The following is a 20557-nucleotide window of genomic DNA, read 5'->3' on the forward strand; positions in this document are numbered from 1 at the left end:
TCTGGAAGGTGTGCGGGTTGTTGGGGTCGAGCTTCTCCACGCCCGCACCAGGGTCGTGGAGGTGGTGACTGCCGACGAGAGCGCGGCGTGCTGCCCCGACTGCGGGGAGCGATCGTTCTCGGTGAAGGAGCGCACGGTCACCAGGCCGCGCGATATCGGATACGGACCCGGATCCGGTCCTGTTGTGCTGGAACAAGAACCGGTGGCGCTGCCGAAATGAGGTGTGCACACGGGCCACGTTCGTTCACCGAGACTATCGGTCAGGTGCCCGCCCGGCGCCGCACCGCGAGCTGCCTGCGGGAACAGATCGGCCAGGCGGTCGGGGACGCTGCCCGCTCGGTCGTCGACGTCGCCGCCGCCCGCCGGGTGTCGTGGCCAACCGCCCACGCGGCGTTCTGCGAGGTCGCTGACCGCGTCCTGGACGACCCGCAACCGGTGCGGGCCTCGGGATCGACGAGACCCGCCGGGTCGGCCACGCTGGGAACCAGACGAGTCGGGGCGCTGGTATCGGATCGATCCGTGGGACACCGGATTCGTCGACGTAGCCGGCGATCATGGCCTGGTGGGGCAGGTCACCGGCCGCACGTCGGCGGCGGTGACCGGATGGCTCGCTGCGCAGAGTCCGGCGTTTCAGGCCTCGATCACGCACGTCGCGATCGATCCGTGCGCTGCGTACGCCGCCGCAGCGGCCCAGGCGTTGCCCCAGGCGCAGTTGGTGCTCGATCACTTACACCTGATCACGCTGGCCAATGACATGGTCACCACGGTCCGGCGGCGGCTGACCTGGGAGCAGCGGGGCCGGCATGGCCAGGCAGTCGATCCCGAATGGGCCAACAGGCGGCGCCTGCTCACCGCCCGTTGAGCGGCTCTCCGACCACGGCTACTCCACGATGTGGAAAGCGCTACGTGCCAACGACCCCAGCAACGAAGTCCTGGCCACTTACATCGTGAAAGAGAAGCTCCGCGGCCTGCTGGCGCCGGCGCGTCGGCACCCCGACGCCCACCAACTCGCCTCCCGCTTCTACCGGTTCCTCAACCTGTGTGCGCAAGTGAGTCTGCCCGAGGTCCTCAGGCTCGCGACCACGATCGAGAAGTGGTGGCCGGCCATCGCGGCATTCATCGACACCCAGATCACCAATGCCCGCACCGAGGGCTACAACCGCCTCGTCAAACGAGGTCAAACGATCTGCATGTGGCTTTCGGAACTTCGAGATCTCGCGCCGCAGGATACGATTCCACTGCACTCGTAAACCGCGGGTCGGCATCCAGATTCACTGCTGAGGTGCCCGCTCAACCTCGAAGAGCACCTAATCGTGCGCAACCGTATTACCGTGTGCTGCGGTGCCGCAGTATCTCGACGAGGCGGTCGGCTTGCAGGTCAACGGATTGCGGACCGTTTCCTGTGAGGAGATTGTGTTTGGCGTCCCAAACGACCTTGGGTGCTGACGGATTCAGGGTGAGTGCAACGTGGTATCCGGCCTTCTTGAGGGCTACGTCGACGTAGAAGGGGAGCCGGGTCCTCTTGCCGGGGATCTTCGGGTAACCGCCCCTGAGCATCATCAGCTCGCCGCGCTTGGGGACTGTGGTAACGCGGGCGCCCTTGAATGCGTGGTCTTCGTTGACTGCGACCTCACCGTCGGCATCGAGTCGATACTTGGCAGAGGTCATAGCGATTGGGGCGTGGCAGATGAGACCGATGGGGACATCGTTCTCGTGCAGGGTATTCAGTAGTTCTCCGATGACGGGGTTGTCGTGGAAGTCGACCATCGGGGCGTGCCCTCCGGGGGCATACATGAAGTCTAAATCGGCTAGTGAGAAGTCATCTGACGCGTCGCGGTGCCGGGCGATCAGCTCGCGGACCGAGTGCCAGTGCTTTTCCGGCTGGTCCGCCAGATTGTTGCTGAGGTCGTCGAGGAAAGCTGCGGCTTCTCTGTCCGTCTTGGGGAGGTTCTTCGTGACGGGCATCCGGCCCAACTGGCGGCGGAGTAGAGACAGTTCGGACTCACGCCGGGCAACCAAGTCTGGGTTCCGTTCACGGATCCTCAACGGGTCGAAGCGCAGAGCGACGGCCTGCACGGTGAGGCGTGCAGTGTGGGAGCCGAGTCTGGTGCCGCCATGCATGGCTAGTGCCATCCCGTTGATGTCCAGCGTCGGGACTTTTCCGTCTGGGGTTGCGAGCATGAAGTCGTGAGTCTCCTCGAAGCGGGCCATCACAGCCGCCAGTTCGACGAGGAACCAGCCGCTGCTGATGCTTTGGCCCGTAGGATTTGCTAACGGCAACGCATTGGCCGAGGAAACGACGATGAGCGCCTTAGGGCGGCCGGAGCTGGTGGTATTTTTGGTCATGATCGATTCCGCTCGTCTTATCTGTTGTTGGGGTGGTGAACGTCAGGCACGGATGCCAAATCGGCGATCGATGCTGCGTCGGAGTGCCAGCCGGGCGAGACTCGGCTTACCAGGCCCATACGCTTTGCGTGGATGCCGAGCGCATAACGAATGCGGGGACGGCGCGTGGTCGCGGCCTTCACGACGGCTTTGCGGTAACGTCTGGCCGTGAGGCCGTCCGGTACCAGGCTTCGAGTTGGCATCGAGGATCTCTGCGGCGGCGGTGTTCTCGCCTATCACTACATGCATAATGTAGTCCGACCTAGTCTGTACGGATTGTTCGATGTTCGCCTGACGGAGATAAGATCCGCGAAACGCTGTGTGCAGTGAGGCCTACAAGCGCCCAGAGATCGCACGTCCGCACGGCCCGGACAACCCTGTCGGTTTCGAAATCAACAGGTCGTCCAGTTGCTGATTTGACGCGAAGCCAAACCAAATGAACATGCGCGCGCGTCAGCCAGCTGCAACACAACATAACTTCACGATGTTGCCTGAGGTGCCTTTATGGCATTGAGAAATACTGGTCTTTGCGGGCTGAGGTACGGTGTGCCAGACTTACAGCTGAACCGTCACGCACTTAACTTGGGTATAGTGATGTAGAGCTTCGGTGCCATTTTCGCGGCCATATCCGCTCTGCTTATAGCCGCCGAATGGTGCCGCGACGCTGCCAGCGCCCCAGGTGTTGACGTAAACTTGTCCAGCTTCGAGTCGGTCGGCCATGCGCAAGGCGCGCGAAATGTCTTTGGTCCACACACCGGCTGCTAGGCCGAAATCGCTGTCGTTCGCGATGTCTACAGCATCGTCCTCGGTATCGAATGGAATCACAGCCAGGACGGGCCCGAAGACCTCTTCCTGTGCGATCCTCATCGAGTTGTCAACATCGGTATAGATCGTCGGCGGCACAAAGTAGCCGTTACCGCGCACCTCTTCGGACAGCGGCTCGCCACCGGTAGCAGCTCGTGCGCCTTCGCCCACAGCGATCTTGAAGTACTCGATTACCTTGTCGTACTGCGCTGCGGTAGTGACGGGACCGAGCATGCCACTCGCGGTCAGCTCATTACAGGACGCGACCAGACGTTCGACGAATTCGTCATGGATTGAACGCTCCACAAGCAAACGCGTTCCAGAAAAGCAAATTTGGCCGGTGTTGAAGGTGAACGCCCTCAACGAGCCGGCCACCGCTTTGTCAAGGTCTGCATCAGCGAACACAACATTTGCCGACTTCCCACCCAACTCCAAAGTGAGCGGGATGATCTTGTCAGCCGCGGCCCGTCCTATTTCGCGACCAGCGCGGACCGATCCGGTGAACACGATCTTCCGAACAAGCGGGTGCTCAACCAGTGGTTTGCCGGCTCCGGGTCCGTCGCCGGTAACCACGTTCAAAACTCCGTCCGGCAACCCGGCCTCGGTGGCCAATTTGGCCAGTAGGACGGACGTCGCCGAGGTGAACTCCGAAGGCTTAAGAACGACGGCGTTGCCGGCGGCCAGCGCCGGAGCTACGGCACGAGCGGCCTGGTTCATCGGCCCGTTCCATGGCGTGATGACACCCACCACGCCGAAAGGTTCCCGCCGGGTATAGCAGTGTCGGTCAGGCCCGAGGTCGATTGATTCACCGCCCATTACGTTCACCAGGCCGCCGTAGAACTCGAAATACTGTGCGACACCTGCGATTTCCATCGACGCCTGCCAGTCCGGGTGGCCCGTCTCTGCACTCTCCAATGCAGCCAGTTCCTCGACATTTTCCTCGATGGCTGCAGCAAGTCGCATCAGTACACGGCCGCGTTCGGCCGGTTCTCGGTCACGCCATGCCGTGGCGGCAATGGAAGCTGCGGTCGCAGCATCTGCGATATCTTCAGCTGTGCCTCGAGATATCGCCGCCACCGCGGTGCCATCAACGGGGCTATAGGAGATGATCTGTTCACCCCCGTGTGAAGGGGTGTTTTGGCCGTTGATCCAGTGAGTGAATGTAGCAGTCACAATTGCTTCTTTCTCAAGTAGTTGCGGGATTTTTCTCGTGTCCACCGTTGTGGTCAGTAGGTCAGCTCGGATGATGCCAGCGGTTCTCGCTGCGACAATGGCTGCGGGCGGCTCCTTCGGTCACTTCTCTCGTCTTGGTTGTGCCAGGGAGGCTTCGAGTTGCACATTGAGCCGTTCAGGCGTCGCCTGGGGCACGCGCTCAGTCGGGTGCGCCGGTCATCGATCGTCGGTGATTTGTCACTGCTTGCGAGTCGGGTGTTGGCGGTTAGCGGCCGGTGCGTGACCGCGCCCACCCCGTCGGTGGCCCGGTTTACGCGGTGTCGCTTCGCCTTCGAGGTTCGCTTCCGGTCACGACGCCAGGAGAGCGGCGTTGTTGACGCCATTTGACATGGTCGAGAATCGGCCTGACATCGTCGACCACCGTGGCGGTGACATCGCCGCGGAGCTCGATGTTGCGCGGGTCGCCTCACCGTTGGCCTCGATGGTTGTCGGAGAACGGATCTCCGTCGCCTTGCGGCGGATCGACGGTTGAAGATGCTTGGGTGATTCCGTGCCAACTCGCTTCGGCTAGAGCCGCATTCGTCCTCTGTCCGGTGATGAGCGCCCCGCCAAGTCAAGACTCGAAGCGTGTCGAGGCGCCGACCGTGCGCAACGCCGCCCTTAATGTCAGGGAGGTGATCCGCGGGAGGCGTAGGGCGCTCTCCGGGCTAGTTCGAAGGCTTCGTGAGCTTGGGATTGGATCATGACGTGTACCCCCTATTTGGCGAACCGTTTGTTCTGTCAACATACTCGCAAACCGTTTGGTTCGCCAGAGGGGAGGTAGTCTTGGTGCATGCGCGCAGCTGGCAAGGTAACCCGCGAACGGATCATTTCCGTCGCGAAGCAGGAGTTCGCCCGATACGGGTTGGCCGGGGCCCGGGTCAATCGCATCGCAGCGGATTCGCGAGCCAGCAAAGACCGCCTGTATGCGTACTTCGGCAGCAAGGAAGAGTTGTTTGCCGAAGTATCCCGGCGATGGGCGAGCGACACCGCTGTGGCCGTAGCCCTCTCCGGCGACGACTTGCCCGAATATGTGGGGCGACTTTTCGACGACTTCGTTGCACATCCGGAGAACGCCCGCCTGCAGGCATGGGCAACTCTCGAGGTCGCCGAGCCGCCACGATTCGACGATGTTCGAATGGAGGTGGTGCAGCAAAAGATCGGCGAAGTCCGGCGTGCCCAAAGCCGCGGCGTCGTCGACCGTCAGTGGGACCCCGTGGAACTCTTGACTATGTTGACTGTGATCGCGCGCTACCTTGCGCTTCCAGAGCATAATGCGCAAACCCGCGACGCGGCTGCACGCCGTGCGGCGGCGGTCACCGCAGCGCAACGGCTCGTGACTCCACCGTGACTGAACCACGTCCGGAACGTTTGTTTAGGCTGCCAGTCCAGATTTGCTGGGCGTCGCCTCCGTAGGTGTTCGGGCCGTTCTAAACCGTCCTGGGCCTGGTGGAGACTGTGAACGCACCAGGAGAATGCGACCACGGCAGCACTACGTAAGTTCGATTCCGAGACTCGTGAGCGGGCCGTCCGGATATACCACGACGGAGAACGACGGCGAATCCAAGTTCTGCGCTCGGCGAGACGTCTGAGCTCTCGTCGACATCAATCACGCCACGCTTCGGAACCGGATCGACGCCGACAAAGGAACCCGTTCGTCGGGCAGTGCGGAGCAGGCCCGGAAGCCTCGGTTGAACTCAAGGGACTCCGTACGGAGAATGCTGAATTGCGAAGGGCCAACGAAATTTTGAAGATCGTGTCAGCGCTTTTCGCAGCGACGGAGGTCGACCGCCGACCGCGGTGATCGTCGACGACATCGATGCTCATCGGGAACTTTTCGGGGTCGACCCGAGCGGCCGCGTACTCACCGACATGGCATGGCGATCGCCGGAGTCCGGACGCAATACGCACGCAAGAGGGCCGGCGCGGTTTCCGAGGGTCCTTGCCGAGGCGTACGCCGCGCACGCGGTTTTCCAGGTCTACGACCGCAATCGCCGCGTCTACGGCGTTCGGAAACTCTGGCATGCGATGGAGCACGACGGGTATGCGATCGGGCGTGATCAAGTAGCCCGTTTGATGCGAGCGTGCGGTACCTCCGGCGCTGTCCGCGGCGCGCATCGCACCATCACCACCCAGCGCGATGATCGCGCACCTCGGTTTCCCGATCATGTTGAGCGGCAATGGAACAGTCCGACATCACCGGGCCAGTTGTGGGTGGCGGACTGCACCTCATGGGAGGGTCGCATCATGCTTGATGCGACAGGACGGGCCGGTGGGTGGTCACTGCTCTTGATTTCACGGACACCGGTGAAAGTCTGAACGTAGACGGTGACCCCACCGGGTTCGTCACGCCCCGAGGTCGCTTCGGCTTGTGAGATGCCGCACCGTGAGTGCTTCCATGAGGTCGCCGTGCTTGCCCGGGGACCTCACCGCTCTCGAGTAGGACCGTGCACGGGAGGACGACAAGCCTCGGCGACCTGGGGATTGAGAAGGCGCCTACCCGATCGTTCGTGAAACCGGCCGCGCCGCTGCGCCGCCGCAACGGCGCACGACTATGCACCCTATCCGAGTGCGACGACAGCCCCAGCGCCTGAGACAGTTCGTGATTGCCGTCTCAAAATCCTTGACCGCGGCACGATACACGGTGAGAGTCGATAGTGAACACGTTTTCCATCGATTCTCCCGGAGGCAACCATGAGCACGACTGCCACATCCTGGCTGGTTCCCGTCCGCCACCCGTCGCCCGACGATCTCGAGCTGTGGCTGGAGGAGAAGGCCGCCCGCGGCGAAGTCCTCAATCGCGTCAACGCGTGGAGCCCACTTCGCATGACGTTCGACAAGGGCGAGGCCGGACGCTACCGATACGCGCTCGAACGCCGCGACAAGCCGGTGCCCTCGCTCTACTTCACCGCCCGCCAGGACATGGGCTGGGAGAGCGTCGGCAGCCTGTCGAACATCCACGTCTGGCGTCGCGCCTACACCGGTGAGCGGCCCGCAGGCTTCATCGGCGAAGACCTCGGCCGCCGCGCCGCCCTCGTCGGCATCGGGTTGAGCGTCGTCGCCACGATCGCGCTGGTCAGCACGGTGGCGCTCGGTCTCATCGCCGGGCTCACCGACTTCGCGTCGCCACGCGACTTCTGGATTCCGGCCGCAGCGCTCGGCGTCATCGCCGTCGGCGCCGGGGTCGCCGCTTTGATCGTCGGCACGTCCCGCCGCGCGGCGACGTCAGCGACCTCAGCTACGTCCGAGGAACAAGAGCTCGTCCGCTCCTGACCTCACGTCACGGCGCGAAGAACCGCGCCGTCTGATCCTCGTCGCCCGCCAGATAGGCGGGGTCGGGGACGTCCCAGACCTCGCGGAACGCGTGTTCGACGGCGACCGCTGCCGCGTCGACATGGCGGCGATCGAAGCCGAGGACGATGGTGTCGTCGCCGTGCATCTGCCAGCCCTTCTCCCGCAGGAGCGCAACGCGGGCCGCGCGGTCGACGGCGGATTCCGCGAGTCTGTCGCTCGCCACCACGAGTTCGAGCCGGTCGTCGGCGACCGCGACGGCGTCCGCGTGCGCGGTGATGACCTCGTGGTCGGTCACGAGGTCGTAGACGGTGAATCGCTGCCCGACGGACAGATCGGCGAGATAGTCCGCGAGTCGTAGTCGGAAGTCACGCCATCGCGCATCGAGTTCGGCGTCGTAGGCCGACTCGTCGAATCCGTTGACGTCTTCGGTGATCGGATCAGTCACAACACACTCCCGCTTCGCGAACGTGGCTTGCACTTTCCACCGTAGCCTCGCCCGACGAGTTATGGGCGGATTCTCCTACCGCCCGGCGCGCCCGGTTCCTCATGTGCACCTGTCGATTTCGCCGCGAACGTCGGCGAAGTATGGGTACGGTCAATTCACCCGAAGAATTAGGACTACGAACATACGGAACATGGGCGCCGCGGTCGGCGCCCAGCAGGGAGAACGCGACCATGAGAATCAAGAGTGCTGCCGTCCTGACCGCTGCGGTCCTCGCGGTCACCGCGATGGCCGGCTGTACCAAGACCGACTCTGATGAAGCCACCTCTCTCGAGAGCCTTCGGGAGGCGGGCGTCGTCACCGTCGCGTACGCCAACGAGGCTCCGTACTCGTTCGAGAAGGACGGCAAGGTCACCGGTGCGACGATCGCGCTGCACCGCGAAGTGTTCAAACGGCTCGGGGTCGACGAGCTGAAGGCCGTCAAGACCGACTGGGGCGGGTTGATTCCCGGATTGAACGCGAAACGGTACGACCTGGTGAGCGCCGGAATGTCGATCACTCCGGAACGGTGCGACCAAGCGTCGTTCAGCGTCCCCGAGATCAACTACACGACCGCGCTCATGGTGAAACCCGGCAACCCGATGGACCTGTCGAACATGGATTCCATCAAGTCGAGCGGCGCCAAGATGGCGGCGATCACCGGGGCCATCGAATCCAACTACGCGGAAGAGCTCGCTATCCCCGACCCGCTGCTGGTCAAGGATCAGCAGTCAGGCATCGACGCGGTGACCTCGGGACGGGCCGACGCGTTCGCACTCACCGCAGTGTCGTTGAAGTACGCGAAAGACAACGATCCGAGTCTCAACGTCGAGGTGACGAAGCCGTTCATCGCGGTCATCAACGGCGAGGAACAGAATCCGGCCGGTGCCACCGTGTTCCGGAAGGCGGACACCGAGCTGCGGGACGCCTACAACGCGGAGGTCAAGAAGATCCTGTCGGACAAGGCCGAGTACCTGAGGATCCTCGGCCCGTTCGGGTTCACCGAGGAGAACATCCCGGACCCGTCACTGACCACCGAACAGCTGTGCGCCGGAGAGTAGTCGTGCCGCGTCGAGCATCGGGCGTCACGATCCGGTGAACACCAACATCGACGACCTCGTCGACGCGCTTCCCCGGATCGGCGAGGGAATCCTCGTCACGCTCGAATTGACCGCTGGCGGAGGCCTGCTGGCTTTCGTTCTCGCCGTCACTCTCGGCACTGTGGTGCGAGTGCGTTTCCTGCCGGTCCGGTTCGTGGCCCGCGTCTTGATCGAGTTCTTCCGCGGGACGTCGCTCGTCGTGCAGCTGTTCTGGCTGTTCTACGTGCTGCCTCTGCTCGGCTACCAGCTCGATCCACTGTTCTGCGGCATCCTGGCCCTCGGGTTGAACTACGGCGCATACGGCGCCGAGGTGGTCCGCGGCGCACTGAACTCGGTGCCCGACGGCCAGATCGAGGCCGCCGTCGCGCTGAACTTCACGGCGGGGCAACGGTTGCGGCGAGTGGTGTTCCCACAGGCGTGGGCGATGATGGTGCCGTCGCTGGGCAACCTGCTCATCCACCTGCTCAAAGGCACCGCGTTCGCATCGTTCATCATGCTCCAGGACTTGACGTCCAGCATCGTCGACTTGCAGAAGACAACCGGTGACACGCTGTTCTCGTTCGGCATCGGACTGCTGATCTACCTGGTCCTCGCCTATGTGGTGACGGTGGTCATCAACCTCGTCGAGGCCCGGGCCAAACACAAGCTGGGGCGTGGGCCGTCGCTGCGCGAAGTCTTGAGTTTCCGTCCGACGACGGACGCCACTGTCGGAGGTGGCCTGTGATCGACTGGAGTTGGCAGCGGGCCGAAGAGGCCATGCCCGTCCTGTGGGACGGCTTCAAGATCACCTTGTTGGCGACAGCCATCGGTTTCTTGGTGGCCGCCGTCCTCGGCCTGCTCATCGCGGTGATCCGGCGGTCGGGTCCGCGTTGGCTGTCGTGGCCGGTGCACGCGGTCTCGGAGTTCGTGCGGTTGACACCCCTCGTGGTCCAACTGCTGTTCGTGTACGCGCTGTTCCCTCAGTTCTCTGGGCTGTCGATCGGTATCACCGTCCTCGGCATCCACTATTCGAGCTATATGGCTGAGGTGTATCGAGCGGGCATCGAAGCCGTGCCTAAAGGCCAGTGGGAGGCCGGGCACGCGTTGTCATTGCCGCAGTCACGGATGTGGCGCGCGGTGATCCTTCCGCAGGTGATGCGGAACAGCCTTCCCGCGTTGGGCAACAACCTCGTCGCCATGTTCAAGGACACCCCGTACCTGTTCACGATCAGTGTCGTCGAGTTGGTGACGTCGGCACAGACCTACGGCGCGTCGGAGTTCGCCTACCTGGAGGCGTTCACGCTCGCTGGTGCGTTCTTCCTGGTCGCCAGCTACCCGACATCCGTTCTGATCCGACGTCTGGAGAAACGACTTGTCCATTGATCTGGAGAAACAGCCGCCGGCCGAACCGGACGAGATGATCCGGTTCGATCACGTGGTGAAGAAGTTCGGTGACCACGTGGTGCTCGACGAGCTCGACTTCACCGTCGACCGCGGCGAGAAGGTGACGCTGATCGGGCCGAGCGGCTCCGGCAAGACGACGATCCTCCGTCTGCTCATGACGTTGGAGAAGGTGACCGCGGGCGACATCCTGGTGGCAGGCGAGTCGCTGAACCAGAAGGAGCGCAGTCTCCGCGAGGTCCGCAAACGCATCGGGATGGTGTTCCAACAGTTCAACCTGTTTCCGAACATGGATGTGCTCGGCAACATCACCGAGGCGCCGATCCATGTTCTCGGACAGTCGCGGGACGAGGCGCGGACCCGGGCCCGCGAACTCCTGGACATGGTCGGCTTGACCGGTCGGGAGAACGCGCATCCGAGCCAGTTGTCGGGCGGCCAGCAGCAGCGCGTGGCGATCGCGCGGTGTCTGGCGATGAACCCGCAGGTGATGCTGCTCGACGAGGTGACGTCAGCGCTCGACCCCGAACTGGTCGACGACGTGCTTGCGGTGCTTCGGGACATCGCGGTCAGCACCGACATCACGATGCTGATCGTCACGCACGAGATGCGTTTCGCCCGCGAGGTGTCCGACCGGGTGCTGATGTTCGACGCCGGTCGGATCGCCGAGTCGGGGCCGCCCGAACAGCTCTTCGGCGACCCGCGCAGCGACCGCACCAGAGAGTTCCTTCGGGCGGTCCTGTAGTCAGCAGTCGTCGCCGCCGGGTCCGATCCGGTAAGTCTCTCGTTCCGTGTCGGTCATCGCGTCGGTGGTGGCGCACACCCAGGCGCGCCCATCGCCCGGATCGATCGACTGCGAGTACAACTGGCCGGTTCCGTCTCCACCGGTGATGAATCGCTCGCCGTCGTCCAGTGTCGGCGGCAGTTCCCAGCGTGCGGTCGTGGTGCGCGGCCCGCCGAGCACCGGTGTCACGATCCGCCGGTCGGTGAGCCGGCCGTCGTCTCCGATGGTGAAGGCGACGATGTCGCGTGTCATCGTCCCGGCCAAGAGGACCGGCTCACTGGGGGCCGGCCCGCTGCCCGCCATCAGCGAGAGGGTCTCCGGGTGGTCGGACGTTTCGCGGGCGACGAGCGCCCCGTCATCGACCCGCCACACCGACAGGTCGTCGCCTGCCACCACGAGGTACCGCCCCGACGGGTCGAACACCGCGTCGGCGCCGGGGCTTCCCACGTCGAGGGTGCGCACGAGTCGCCTGCTGTCGAGCGAGTACAGATAGGTGCGCGAATCGTCGGACGTGACGGCGAGGTGTCGTCCGCCGCGGTCGACGACGATCTGGCGGATCAGGTCGGTCGGACCGTCGAGCGGCCGACCGAGAGCGCGTGGTGCCGATGGGTCGGCAACGTCCCAGAGCTGCACGGACCGGTCGGATGCGCCCGTGATGAGGATTCGCCTGCCGGGCACGAAGGCGATCTCGGACGTGTACCGGGTGTCGACGGACAGCCGGAAGGCGGCGCGCGGGCCGTCGGGGTCTGCGGTGTCCCACAGTTCGACGGCCCCGCCGTTGTTGTTGGCGGTCGCGGTCACGGCGCCGTCGTCGCTCATCGCGACGCGCGGTCGGTCGTTGACTCGTTGTTCGACGGCGGTGGTTCCGCGTTTACGCCACCGTTCACCGTCGCGGGTCCACAGGTCGAGGCTGGTGTCGCTGCCGACCGTTGCGGCTCTCATCCCGTCGGCGCTCTGTGCGATACCGCTGATGATTCCCCCGCGATCGGGTTGAACGCCGGGCGGGAGCCGCCACACGTCGACTCCGCCGTCGGACCGGCCGACGGCGAGTTCCCCGCCCTTCGGATCGAACGCCGCGCTGAACATGCGGACCGCACCGCGCGCCGTCGAGTTCTCGAGATCCCACACGAGCGGCGGATCGGTGCGCGACAGCGTGCTCCACACGCGGACGGTGCCGTCGATGCCCGCCTGGGCCATCAGCGGCGACGCCGGATCGGCGGCGACCGACCAGGATCCGCCCGTCACCCCGGACAGCGAACTGCTCTCGACTCGGGGCATTGCGGGATCGCTCACGTCCCACAGCTGGACGTTGGGCCCGTCGCCGCCGACAGCGATCGTCTCGGAGTTCGGGAGAAACGCGACGGAGTGGGTGATGTTGCTGAATCCGCGGATCGGCTGGCCCGCGGCCGCGGCTTCACCGTCGCCGACGCGCCACAACCGGACGGTCTGGTCGTCGCCGCCGGAGGCGAGGAGGGTGCCCGCGGTGTCGAAGGCCAGGGTGCGGACGGCGCCCGCGTGCCCGCGCAGGACGATCGGTGATGTCGGTTCCACGGTCGCGCCGGCCACCCGGTACAGGGTGAGACTCCCGTCGTCGGACGAGGTGGCCAGCATGTTCCCGTCCGGGCTGAACCGCGTGATGTACGCGGTGCCCGCGCCCGGCCTCAGTTCGGCGACGCGTCGCGGCGATGACGGGTCGGCGATGTTCCACACGCGGACGGTGCCGTCCCCGCTGGCGGCGGCGAGCAGCGGCCGAGTGGCGTTGAAGGTCACCGAGGTGACGTAGTCGCCGAACCCGCCGATGGTCGCCACTGGGACGAGCGGAGTCGACGTGTCGTCGCGGTGCCGCCACAGGCGGACGGTGCGATCGTTGCTCGCGGTCGCGACGAGTGATCCGTCGGCGGAGTACGACACGTCGTACACCGGTCCGCCGTGCCCGGCGACGGTCCGGGCCATCGGCGCCGACGCGGCGGCGGTGAGCAGTGCGGCCACCTCCGGGTCGTCGGCGAACCGCTGGTCGGCGGCGAGGAGCAGTCGCGCCGCGAGAGACGGATCGGAGGTGACCAGGCGATCGATGCTCGACAGCAGCGCGGTCCGTTCGGCGCTGTTGCGCTGCCGTTCGAGGTCGCCCGCCTGTCGACTGATGGTGATCGCGAAGATGGCGGCGACGACGGCGAGGACCGTGATGACGGCTACGCCTCCGATGAGGGCGCTGCGGCGCCCGCGGCGTCGGCGGACCGATGCGTCGAGGAACTCCTGTCCTCCGGTCGGGAGGACGTGCCGCCGGAGCTCGCCGAGTCCGTCGAGGTTGTCGAGCGCGTGCTCGAGGCGGCCACCGCTGTAGAGGAGTTCGCTGCTGCGGTCGGCGTCGATCCACGACTGCGAGTCGGTGGCGAGCTGCTGTCTCCACTGCAGGGTCTCGGCGTCGTCGGCGATGCTCTTGCGGAGTCTGGGCCACGATGTGAGGACGGCGTCGTGGATGTAGGTGACCTGCTGGCCCGCCGTGAGCAGACGTGCGTCGGCGAAGCGGTCGACGATCCGATCCGCTCGGTCCGGGAACCGGCGGCGCAGTTCGTCCGTATCGACGGACGCCCGCATCGGCACGCCCCGAGGTCCGAGCTGGACGAGCGACAGCAGGAGCGCTCGAGCGGCTGGCTGGTCATCGGCGTCGAGCGAGTCCCATGCGGCTTCGGCGGTGTCGGCGATAGCGGACGCGATCCCCCCGACCGCGCGATACGTTCCGACCGAGACGGTGCTTCCTGATCGGTTGTCCCACAAGCGTTCCAGCGTGTGCGCGAGCAGCGGGAGCCGGCCGGCCCGTTCATCGGACGGCGTTGCCTCGTGTAGGTCGCGAACGAGGAGTTCGGCGAGCCCGGAGTCGATGCGCCCACCGGCCAGTTTGATGGGCTCGCGGATCACGGCGCCGAGTTGATCGTCCGTCATCTCGCCGATGATCACGGAGTGCTTCTGCCATGCACGCGCGAGGAATGGGATCTCGAGGCAGGCGTCGAAGAAGTCTGCCCGGACGGCGAGGACGACGGGCGTGCGGGCTGCGATGTCTTCGACTGCGCTGAGCACTCGGTCTCGTTCGTCGCCATCGAGCGAGAAGACCTCTTCGAACTGGTCGATCGCCACGAAAGCCTGATCGTGGTCGCGCACGCGATCCCATGCCGCGGCGTCGTCGGTGACTCTGATGCGGTGCGGACGGCTCCACGGTTCGGGTGCTCCGGCCAGCCCGGCTCCGAGCACCGACGACTTACCGGAACCGGACACACCGGTGACGATCACGGCCTGCGCCCCGCCGGAATCGGCGACGGCATCCAGATGCGACACGAGTGCGTCGATGGTGGGCGCACGACCGAAGAACAAGTCGGCGTCGTCTTCGGTGAGTGCGTCGAGCCCGCGGAACGGTGACCGTGCGAGCACGGCCTCGGAGTCCACCGTGTTTCGCGTCTGCACTGCTGCCCACAACTTCTTCCACTGAGGCAGCGGTACGACGCCGTCGGCGCCTGCGTCGACGGCTCGCCAGGTCAGCCAGGTGATGAGCGGCTCGACGACCGAGTACTCGCGCGGGATGTGGCGTCCGGTTCGCCAGTCGCTGATCCGTTGACGGCTGACGGTCGCGTTGGGCCGCGATGCCGCGCGTGCGGCAGCCGCCAGCGTCGGCTGTCCGGCCTGACGGAACAGTTCGCGCAGGGCTTCTCCGAACGCATCCCCCGACTGCGTAGCACTCACCTGACGAGGATAGCCCGACCTGCCCCTGTGACCTGCACCGGAAGAACCCGCGCGAGCGGACGGAAGAAGTGGGGGCGATACCGCCGCAGCACCCTTCGCGGCAGCGGGAGCCACGGCGCAAACTGTGGTAATCCGAGTCACATTTCTGCTGCGTCTCGCACTTGTTTCTAGTCCGTGTCTAATCCCACATTCCAAGAGCGAAGTTTCACGTGATCGTTACACAGGACTAGAGTGACACGCGGAATCGCCCGGCGGCCACCGCGTGTTACACGGGGTTTGCCGAGGCCGAGGGACGTCGCAATGGCGGGACGTCGCTCAATTTCGAGTAGAGAGAGTTGCGTATGAATGCCTGGGATCCCCAGCTTCAGGAGATCTTCGACGTCGTCGACCGCCGTAACCCGGGCGAGCCCGAGTTCCAGCAGTCCGTCCGCGAGGTCTTCGATTCGCTGAGCCCGGTCGTGGCCAAGCACCCCGAGTACGTCGATGTACTCACCCGGATGTGCGAGCCGGAACGCCAGATCATCTTCCGCGTGCCGTGGACCGACGACGCCGGAAACGTCCGCATCAACCGCGGTTTCCGCGTCGAGTTCAACTCGGCACTCGGACCGTACAAGGGCGGCCTGCGCTTCCACCCGTCCGTCAACCTGTCGATCGTGAAGTTCCTCGGCTTCGAGCAGATCTTCAAGAACTCGCTGACCGGTCTGCCGATCGGCGGCGGCAAGGGCGGCTCGGACTTCGACCCGAAGGGTCTGTCCGACCTCGAGATCATGCGCTTCTGCCAGTCGTTCATGACTGAGCTGTACCGCCACATCGGTGAGTACACCGACGTCCCGGCGGGCGACATCGGCGTCGGCGGTCGCGAGATCGGCTTCCTGTTCGGCCAGTACAAGCGCATCACCAACCGCTACGAGTCGGGCGTTCTGACTGGCAAGGGCATGTCGTGGGGCGGCTCGCAGGTGCGCCCGGAAGCCACCGGCTACGGTGCGGTGTTCTTCGTCGACGAGATGCTCAAAGCCAAGGGCGAGACCTTCGAAGGCAAGAAGGTGCTCGTCTCCGGTTCGGGCAACGTCGCGACGTACGCGATCGAAAAGATTCACCAGCTCGGCGGCACCGTGATCGGCTGCTCCGACTCGTCCGGCTACGTCATCGACGACAAGGGCATCGACCTCGAACTCCTCAAGGAGGTCAAGGAGGTTCGTCGCGCTCGCCTGTCGGAGTACGTCGAACTCCGCGGCAACGGCACCAAGGTCGGTACCGACGGCTCGCTGTGGCAGGTCCCCGCCGACATCGCGCTCCCCTGCGCGACGCAGAACGAACTCGACGCGGACGACGCCGAAGCACTCGTGAAGAACGGCTGCAAGATCGTCGGCGAAGGCGCGAACATGCCGACGACGCCGGACGCCATCAAGGTCCTGCAGGCTGCCGGTGTCGGCTACGCCCCGGGCAAGGCTGCCAACGCAGGCGGCGTCGCCACCTCCGCGCTGGAAATGCAGCAGAACGCGTCACGCGACTCGTGGAGCTTCGGCTACGCCGAGGAGCGTCTCAACGCGATCATGCGCGACATCCACAACAACTGCCTGACGACCGCCGACGAGTACGGCGACCCGGGCAACTACGTGACCGGAGCCAACATCGCAGGCTTCGTGAAGGTCGCCGACGCCATGCAGTCGCTGGGTGTCATCTGATCTGACTTCGCCGTGAGCGACGACGTGTGAACACACGTGGCCGCCGTACCCTCTCAATGGCGCGAGGGAACGGCGGCCTTTTCGTCCCCTCCGGGACGCTGTGGCACCCTCCTTCTTGTCCGGACCGGACAACTCACACTTCCCGCTGACCTGCGCAAACACCGGATCTCACGGAATTGGGATTGCTGCGGGGTTGCTACTCCTGGTGGAATCGAGTTCGGGGAGATGCTCCACCGGCGAGACCGCCGGTAGCACGAGGGGGAATCATGGAAGGACATTCGCAGCGACGACGGGGCCGTTTGGCGTCGGAGGTGTCGGCTACAGCTGCTGCGGTCTGCGGATCGCCGTCGCTCCGCGTCGCGATCCTGCAGACGAGCGCCGTCATCGCGGTCGCCGTCGCGATCGTGCTCGCGGTGGTGGTGGCGCCGTCACACACCGACGGGGCGATCGGATTCGGGACCGATGTCGGCACGGGGCACGTCCGGGCCGCGGGGGACGGGCATGAATTCTGACGCCGCGCGCGGGCTCGCCATCGCGCTCCGCGCGCTCATGCTGTTGGCAACGGTGTTGATCCTCTGCGTCGTGGTCTTCATCGGTCTGTGACGCCCTCGACCGCTGCAGGTCACGCTTTGGCGGCCACCTGGTCGACGGCGGCGGCGAATGCCTCGTCGAACGCGGTGCGGTCGGCTTTCGCGCCGGGCGCCAGGGGCGCGAACTGCACACGGACGACGTAACCGTCGACCGTCGCGATGCCCGTCAGTGACTGTGTCTTGGACGTCTGGCCGGACGATTTCGACGTCGCGTCCTGGCGGTAGACGATCGCCTGATCGCCTGCCTTCGTGTCGGGCGCGTCGAGCACGGTGTTCTTGACCGTGGCCTTGAGCCCGGCCATCGGACCGCTAGCGAGGACGGTCGTGACCGTCGCGCACTCGCCCGTGACGGCGGCCCGGAAGTCGGCGATGCTTCGATCGAGCACCGTGACCGATTCGATCAGAGTTCCTTCGGTGCCCTTCATCGCCGCGGCCACACCCACGTCGTCGGCGGCGACGTCGTCGGGCAGCACGGCACTCTTGCCACACGACGCGGGCGTCACCTTGCCGGAGGCGGCCGAGTCGGCGGCCTCCGCGAGGTCGAGCATCTGATCTTTCTCGACGTCGAGGATCTCGTAACCGTCGGGGAAGCCGTCGCTCGCCAATACGAGTGACTGCGCCTTCGACGCGTCCCCGGTGCCCGACGTTTCCGATGCTGCCGTGTCGTCGCCTGAGCCACAACCCGCGACCAGCGCGATCCCGGCTGCGCAGGCGACCGATACGATTGCGTACTTCGATGCGGTCACGCTTCGTCTACCGCCTTGTCGATCGCCTTGGTGAAGACGTCATCGAATCCGGCCCGGTCGGGGGTCCCCGACGGATCCATCGACGACGCCTGAACAGACAGCGTGTACCCGGCGACCTGTGCGTAACCGACGATGACCCGCTGGGTGATCGACTGTGACCCGACCCGAGAGACGGTCGTCATCTCAACGACCAGCGTGTCGTCCGCGCGCGTGGTCGGACCGGCGACAACCTTCTGTTCGGCCGTCGCCTTCACCGACTGTCCTTCGACGGTCATGTCCATCGTCAAGTGCTCGCAGTCGCCGCTGACCTGAGCCCGGTACTCGTCGATGGACGACGCGGTGACGATCACCGATTCGGCGAGCGAGGACACGCCGCCCTTCGTGGCGATGACCAGCCCGATGTCGTTCACATTCACCGAGGACGGGATGGCGCTGAGCTGCATGCAGTGTGACGGCGAGACGTCGGCGGACTTCGTGCTCGCCAGGACCATGTCCATCATCTGCTGCATCTGGTCGCTCGGCACGACTTGCGCGGTGTAGCCCGCCGGGAAGACAGCCGCGTCCAACACCAGTTCGTGGACTCGCGTCGGGTCTGCCGTCGACGACACGTCACCCGTGCTCGACCCTCCTGGGTTCACTCCTCCAGCGACGACCGGGGTTCCGTCGACGCCGCACCCGGCGGCGGACCCGACCAGACCGACGCTGACGACGACCGCGCCCAGAACTCGCCTCAACCTCGCACTCACGACAGACTCCCTGATCCACTCAGACACATGCCGAGAACATTACGACGCGTGGCCGCCCACACGACGGATGCCTCAGCGCGCGTCGGCGACCTTCCGCACGGCAGCGGTCAGCGTCGCGTCGAACGCGGGGCGATCCGGTGCGGATCCGTCCGCGTCCACCGCCTGGACGGTGACGAGGTAGCCGTCGACCGGCACCCTGCCGATGAGAAGCTGACGGCGCTCGCTGCCATCGCCGGGCACCGTCGAGACCTGCCGGAACACCACCCCGCGGTGACCGTCGATGCTCGGCGTCGTGACATCGGCATGCGTGATGTCGACAATCGTCCCGCTCGCCGCACCGGTCGTCACCTCGACACGCACCCGCGCGCACTCACCGGTAACCGCGGCCGCAAGCGCTTCGGCGTCGACGCTCGACGCGACGACGGACTGGCTGAGTGTCGACTCCCCGTCGGAGGCGACGACGCTGCCCGTCTCCGCCGAGTCCGGAACGTCGTCACCGGATTCGCACGCAGCCGGGGTGACCTTCGCGTCCTTGCGGCTGTCGTCGAGTTGCTCGCTGATGGCCTTCTCGTCGTCCTTGCCGAGCTTGACCACGCTGTACCCGGTCGGGAAGTCGGCGGCGGACAGCACCGAGTCGAGCGCCCGCTGTGTCTCGGGGTCGACCGGCTCCGACTGTCCGCACGCGGCGACGGTTACGGCGAACGTGGCGACTGCGAGGATCGATCCGACTGCCCGGAGAGTCTGCGACATGCCGTTCAATCTACTGGGCTGTCAGTTCGATTGGCGTCGCAGATCTACTGGGGTACGTCCTTGTAGTAGACGAGCTGGTGCGTCGTGGCGAGCAGGCGGTCGCCGTCGCCCCAGATCTGGCCGTACTGGTCGAAGTGGCCGTTGCCGAAGCGGCTGCCGCGCGCCGTCGCCCGCACGTGGCCGGCCCCCTGCGCCGCCAATTCGTCGCGGGTCGCATGGAAGTACGTGGTCAGCGAGATGGTTCCCGCGGGCATGTACGTGCCGTGACGCAGGAACACCCGCGGGAAGAAGGCATCGGTCATCGAGGTGAGTGACGGATAGTCGATCGCTCGGGCGGGCTCGTCACGCAGCCACAGAGTGGACGTCGAGTCGTCGCTCGCCGCGTCGAGCCCGCCGACTACAAAGCGCTTGTCGTAATTGCGGGCCCACGCGATGAACTCGGGGAAGTCGGAGGCTGGCACGTCGTCGACCGGCGGCAGGTCGGGCGCATGGTCCTCGGTGTCGGCCCAGGTGTCGCGGCGCACGCCGAAGACCGCGGTGCCCGTCGCGACGACTCCACCGTTCTGGTCGATGGTGAACGTCCAGTGCTGGTTGGTCCGGTTGGTCCGGATCAACACGAGCGCGAGATCCCATTCGCCTTCGGCGATCGGCGCCGCATAGTTGATCGTGAGCGCGAGCGGTTCGCCGAGCACTTCAGGGTGCTCCTGCAGCGCGCGGACGACGGTGGCCGCGGTGACGCCGCCGAACGGTCCGACCATGTTGTTGTAGGCCGGGTGCGTGGTGGCGCGAACGACGTGACCATCGATCTCGTCGATCCGGGCGACGGCGGTTGCTTCATCGAAGACGTGGGTCATAACTGAGAACAATACAG

The 20557-nt window shown here is 65.3% G+C and carries 20 protein-coding genes; 11 read left to right on the plus strand and 9 right to left on the minus strand.

Annotated features, from left to right (window positions below):
* Positions 1 to 260 precede the first annotated feature (260 nt).
* Complete coding sequence (locus L5G28_RS01990) at positions 261 to 476, minus strand: hypothetical protein (RefSeq protein WP_237000101.1); 216 nt, start codon at positions 474 to 476, stop codon at positions 261 to 263.
* A gap of 86 nt (positions 477 to 562) precedes the next feature.
* On the opposite strand from L5G28_RS01990, the gene L5G28_RS19260 reads away from it, so the two are divergent.
* A complete protein-coding gene (locus tag L5G28_RS19260; protein ID WP_308191933.1) occupies positions 563 to 862 on the plus strand; it encodes a transposase in 300 nt (99 codons plus the stop codon).
* The gene (locus L5G28_RS01995) at positions 804 to 1250 is read left to right on the plus strand and encodes a transposase (protein WP_265743643.1); all 447 of its coding nucleotides are present in this window, start codon (positions 804 to 806) and stop codon (positions 1248 to 1250) included. The genes L5G28_RS19260 and L5G28_RS01995 overlap by 59 nt, the downstream gene beginning before the upstream one ends.
* Positions 1251 to 1326: 76 nt before the next feature.
* Here L5G28_RS01995 and L5G28_RS02000 read toward each other — a convergent pair whose 3' ends face one another.
* Positions 1327 to 2346 carry a type 1 glutamine amidotransferase family protein gene (locus L5G28_RS02000; RefSeq protein ID WP_237000102.1) on the minus strand — a complete coding sequence of 340 codons (1020 nt, stop codon included), beginning with the start codon at positions 2344 to 2346 and terminating at the stop codon, positions 1327 to 1329.
* Between the two features lie 594 nt (positions 2347 to 2940).
* Positions 2941 to 4362, minus strand: coding sequence for an aldehyde dehydrogenase family protein (locus L5G28_RS02005; protein ID WP_372477171.1), 1422 nt, complete (start codon positions 4360 to 4362; stop codon positions 2941 to 2943).
* Positions 4363 to 5194: 832 nt separating this feature from the next.
* Between L5G28_RS02005 and L5G28_RS02010 the strand changes: the two genes are divergently transcribed.
* From L5G28_RS02010 to L5G28_RS02020, 3 genes are all read left to right on the plus strand, one after another.
* Complete coding sequence (locus L5G28_RS02010; protein WP_237000104.1) at positions 5195 to 5752, plus strand: TetR/AcrR family transcriptional regulator; 558 nt, start codon at positions 5195 to 5197, stop codon at positions 5750 to 5752.
* A 449-nt stretch (positions 5753 to 6201) separates the two neighbouring features.
* Positions 6202 to 6720, plus strand: a complete 519-nt coding sequence (locus L5G28_RS02015) for an IS3 family transposase (RefSeq protein WP_237000105.1) — start codon at positions 6202 to 6204, stop codon at positions 6718 to 6720.
* A gap of 375 nt (positions 6721 to 7095) precedes the next feature.
* Entirely contained in the window at positions 7096 to 7674 is a 579-nt protein-coding gene (locus L5G28_RS02020) for a DUF2812 domain-containing protein (protein ID WP_237000106.1), read from the plus strand.
* Between the two features lie 7 nt (positions 7675 to 7681).
* Here L5G28_RS02020 and L5G28_RS02025 read toward each other — a convergent pair whose 3' ends face one another.
* Positions 7682 to 8140: a TY-Chap domain-containing protein gene (locus tag L5G28_RS02025; RefSeq protein WP_237000107.1), complete on the minus strand. Its 459-nt coding sequence runs from the start codon at positions 8138 to 8140 to the stop codon at positions 7682 to 7684.
* A gap of 230 nt (positions 8141 to 8370) precedes the next feature.
* On the opposite strand from L5G28_RS02025, the gene ehuB reads away from it, so the two are divergent.
* The 4 genes from ehuB to ehuA are packed head-to-tail and all read left to right on the plus strand — an operon-like array spanning position 8371 to position 11398.
* Positions 8371 to 9237: an ectoine/hydroxyectoine ABC transporter substrate-binding protein EhuB gene (gene ehuB / locus L5G28_RS02030; protein ID WP_237000108.1), complete on the plus strand. Its 867-nt coding sequence runs from the start codon at positions 8371 to 8373 to the stop codon at positions 9235 to 9237.
* Between the two features lie 34 nt (positions 9238 to 9271).
* On the plus strand, positions 9272 to 10000 hold the full coding sequence (gene ehuC, locus L5G28_RS02035) for an ectoine/hydroxyectoine ABC transporter permease subunit EhuC (protein ID WP_237000109.1): 729 nt from the start codon (positions 9272 to 9274) through the stop codon (positions 9998 to 10000).
* Between the two features lie 32 nt (positions 10001 to 10032).
* Entirely contained in the window at positions 10033 to 10638 is a 606-nt protein-coding gene (gene ehuD / locus L5G28_RS02040; RefSeq protein WP_237000533.1) for an ectoine/hydroxyectoine ABC transporter permease subunit EhuD, read from the plus strand.
* A gap of 34 nt (positions 10639 to 10672) precedes the next feature.
* A complete protein-coding gene (ehuA, locus tag L5G28_RS02045; RefSeq protein WP_237000534.1) occupies positions 10673 to 11398 on the plus strand; it encodes an ectoine/hydroxyectoine ABC transporter ATP-binding protein EhuA in 726 nt (241 codons plus the stop codon).
* Here the strand turns inward: ehuA and L5G28_RS02050 are convergent, their stop codons facing one another.
* Positions 11399 to 15169 carry an nSTAND1 domain-containing NTPase gene (locus L5G28_RS02050; RefSeq protein WP_237000110.1) on the minus strand — a complete coding sequence of 1257 codons (3771 nt, stop codon included), beginning with the start codon at positions 15167 to 15169 and terminating at the stop codon, positions 11399 to 11401. It abuts the gene before it with no gap.
* Positions 15170 to 15510: 341 nt separating this feature from the next.
* Between L5G28_RS02050 and gdhA the strand changes: the two genes are divergently transcribed.
* The gene (gene gdhA / locus L5G28_RS02055; RefSeq protein WP_236996441.1) at positions 15511 to 16854 is read left to right on the plus strand and encodes an NADP-specific glutamate dehydrogenase; all 1344 of its coding nucleotides are present in this window, start codon (positions 15511 to 15513) and stop codon (positions 16852 to 16854) included.
* Between the two features lie 266 nt (positions 16855 to 17120).
* Positions 17121 to 17366 (plus strand): hypothetical protein, encoded by a 246-nt coding sequence (locus L5G28_RS02060; protein WP_237000111.1) that lies wholly within the window; start codon positions 17121 to 17123, stop codon positions 17364 to 17366.
* Positions 17367 to 17476: 110 nt separating this feature from the next.
* Here the strand turns inward: L5G28_RS02060 and L5G28_RS02065 are convergent, their stop codons facing one another.
* The 4 genes from L5G28_RS02065 to L5G28_RS02080 all read right to left on the minus strand — a co-directional run bounded on the left by L5G28_RS02065 (position 17477) and on the right by L5G28_RS02080 (position 20540).
* Positions 17477 to 18190: a hypothetical protein gene (locus tag L5G28_RS02065; protein ID WP_237000112.1), complete on the minus strand. Its 714-nt coding sequence runs from the start codon at positions 18188 to 18190 to the stop codon at positions 17477 to 17479.
* Positions 18187 to 18936, minus strand: a complete 750-nt coding sequence (locus L5G28_RS02070; protein WP_237000113.1) for a hypothetical protein — start codon at positions 18934 to 18936, stop codon at positions 18187 to 18189. Before L5G28_RS02070 ends, L5G28_RS02065 begins: the two co-directional genes overlap by 4 nt.
* Positions 18937 to 19008: 72 nt before the next feature.
* The gene (locus tag L5G28_RS02075; RefSeq protein ID WP_237000114.1) at positions 19009 to 19686 is read right to left on the minus strand and encodes a hypothetical protein; all 678 of its coding nucleotides are present in this window, start codon (positions 19684 to 19686) and stop codon (positions 19009 to 19011) included.
* Positions 19687 to 19730: 44 nt separating this feature from the next.
* Positions 19731 to 20540 (minus strand): acyl-CoA thioesterase, encoded by an 810-nt coding sequence (locus L5G28_RS02080; RefSeq protein WP_236996436.1) that lies wholly within the window; start codon positions 20538 to 20540, stop codon positions 19731 to 19733.
* Between the last annotated feature and the right edge of the window lie 17 nt (positions 20541 to 20557).

The sequence above is a fragment of the Gordonia liuliyuniae genome, from assembly GCF_021739025.1.
Taxonomy (GTDB): Bacteria; Actinomycetota; Actinomycetes; order Mycobacteriales; family Mycobacteriaceae; genus Gordonia; species Gordonia liuliyuniae.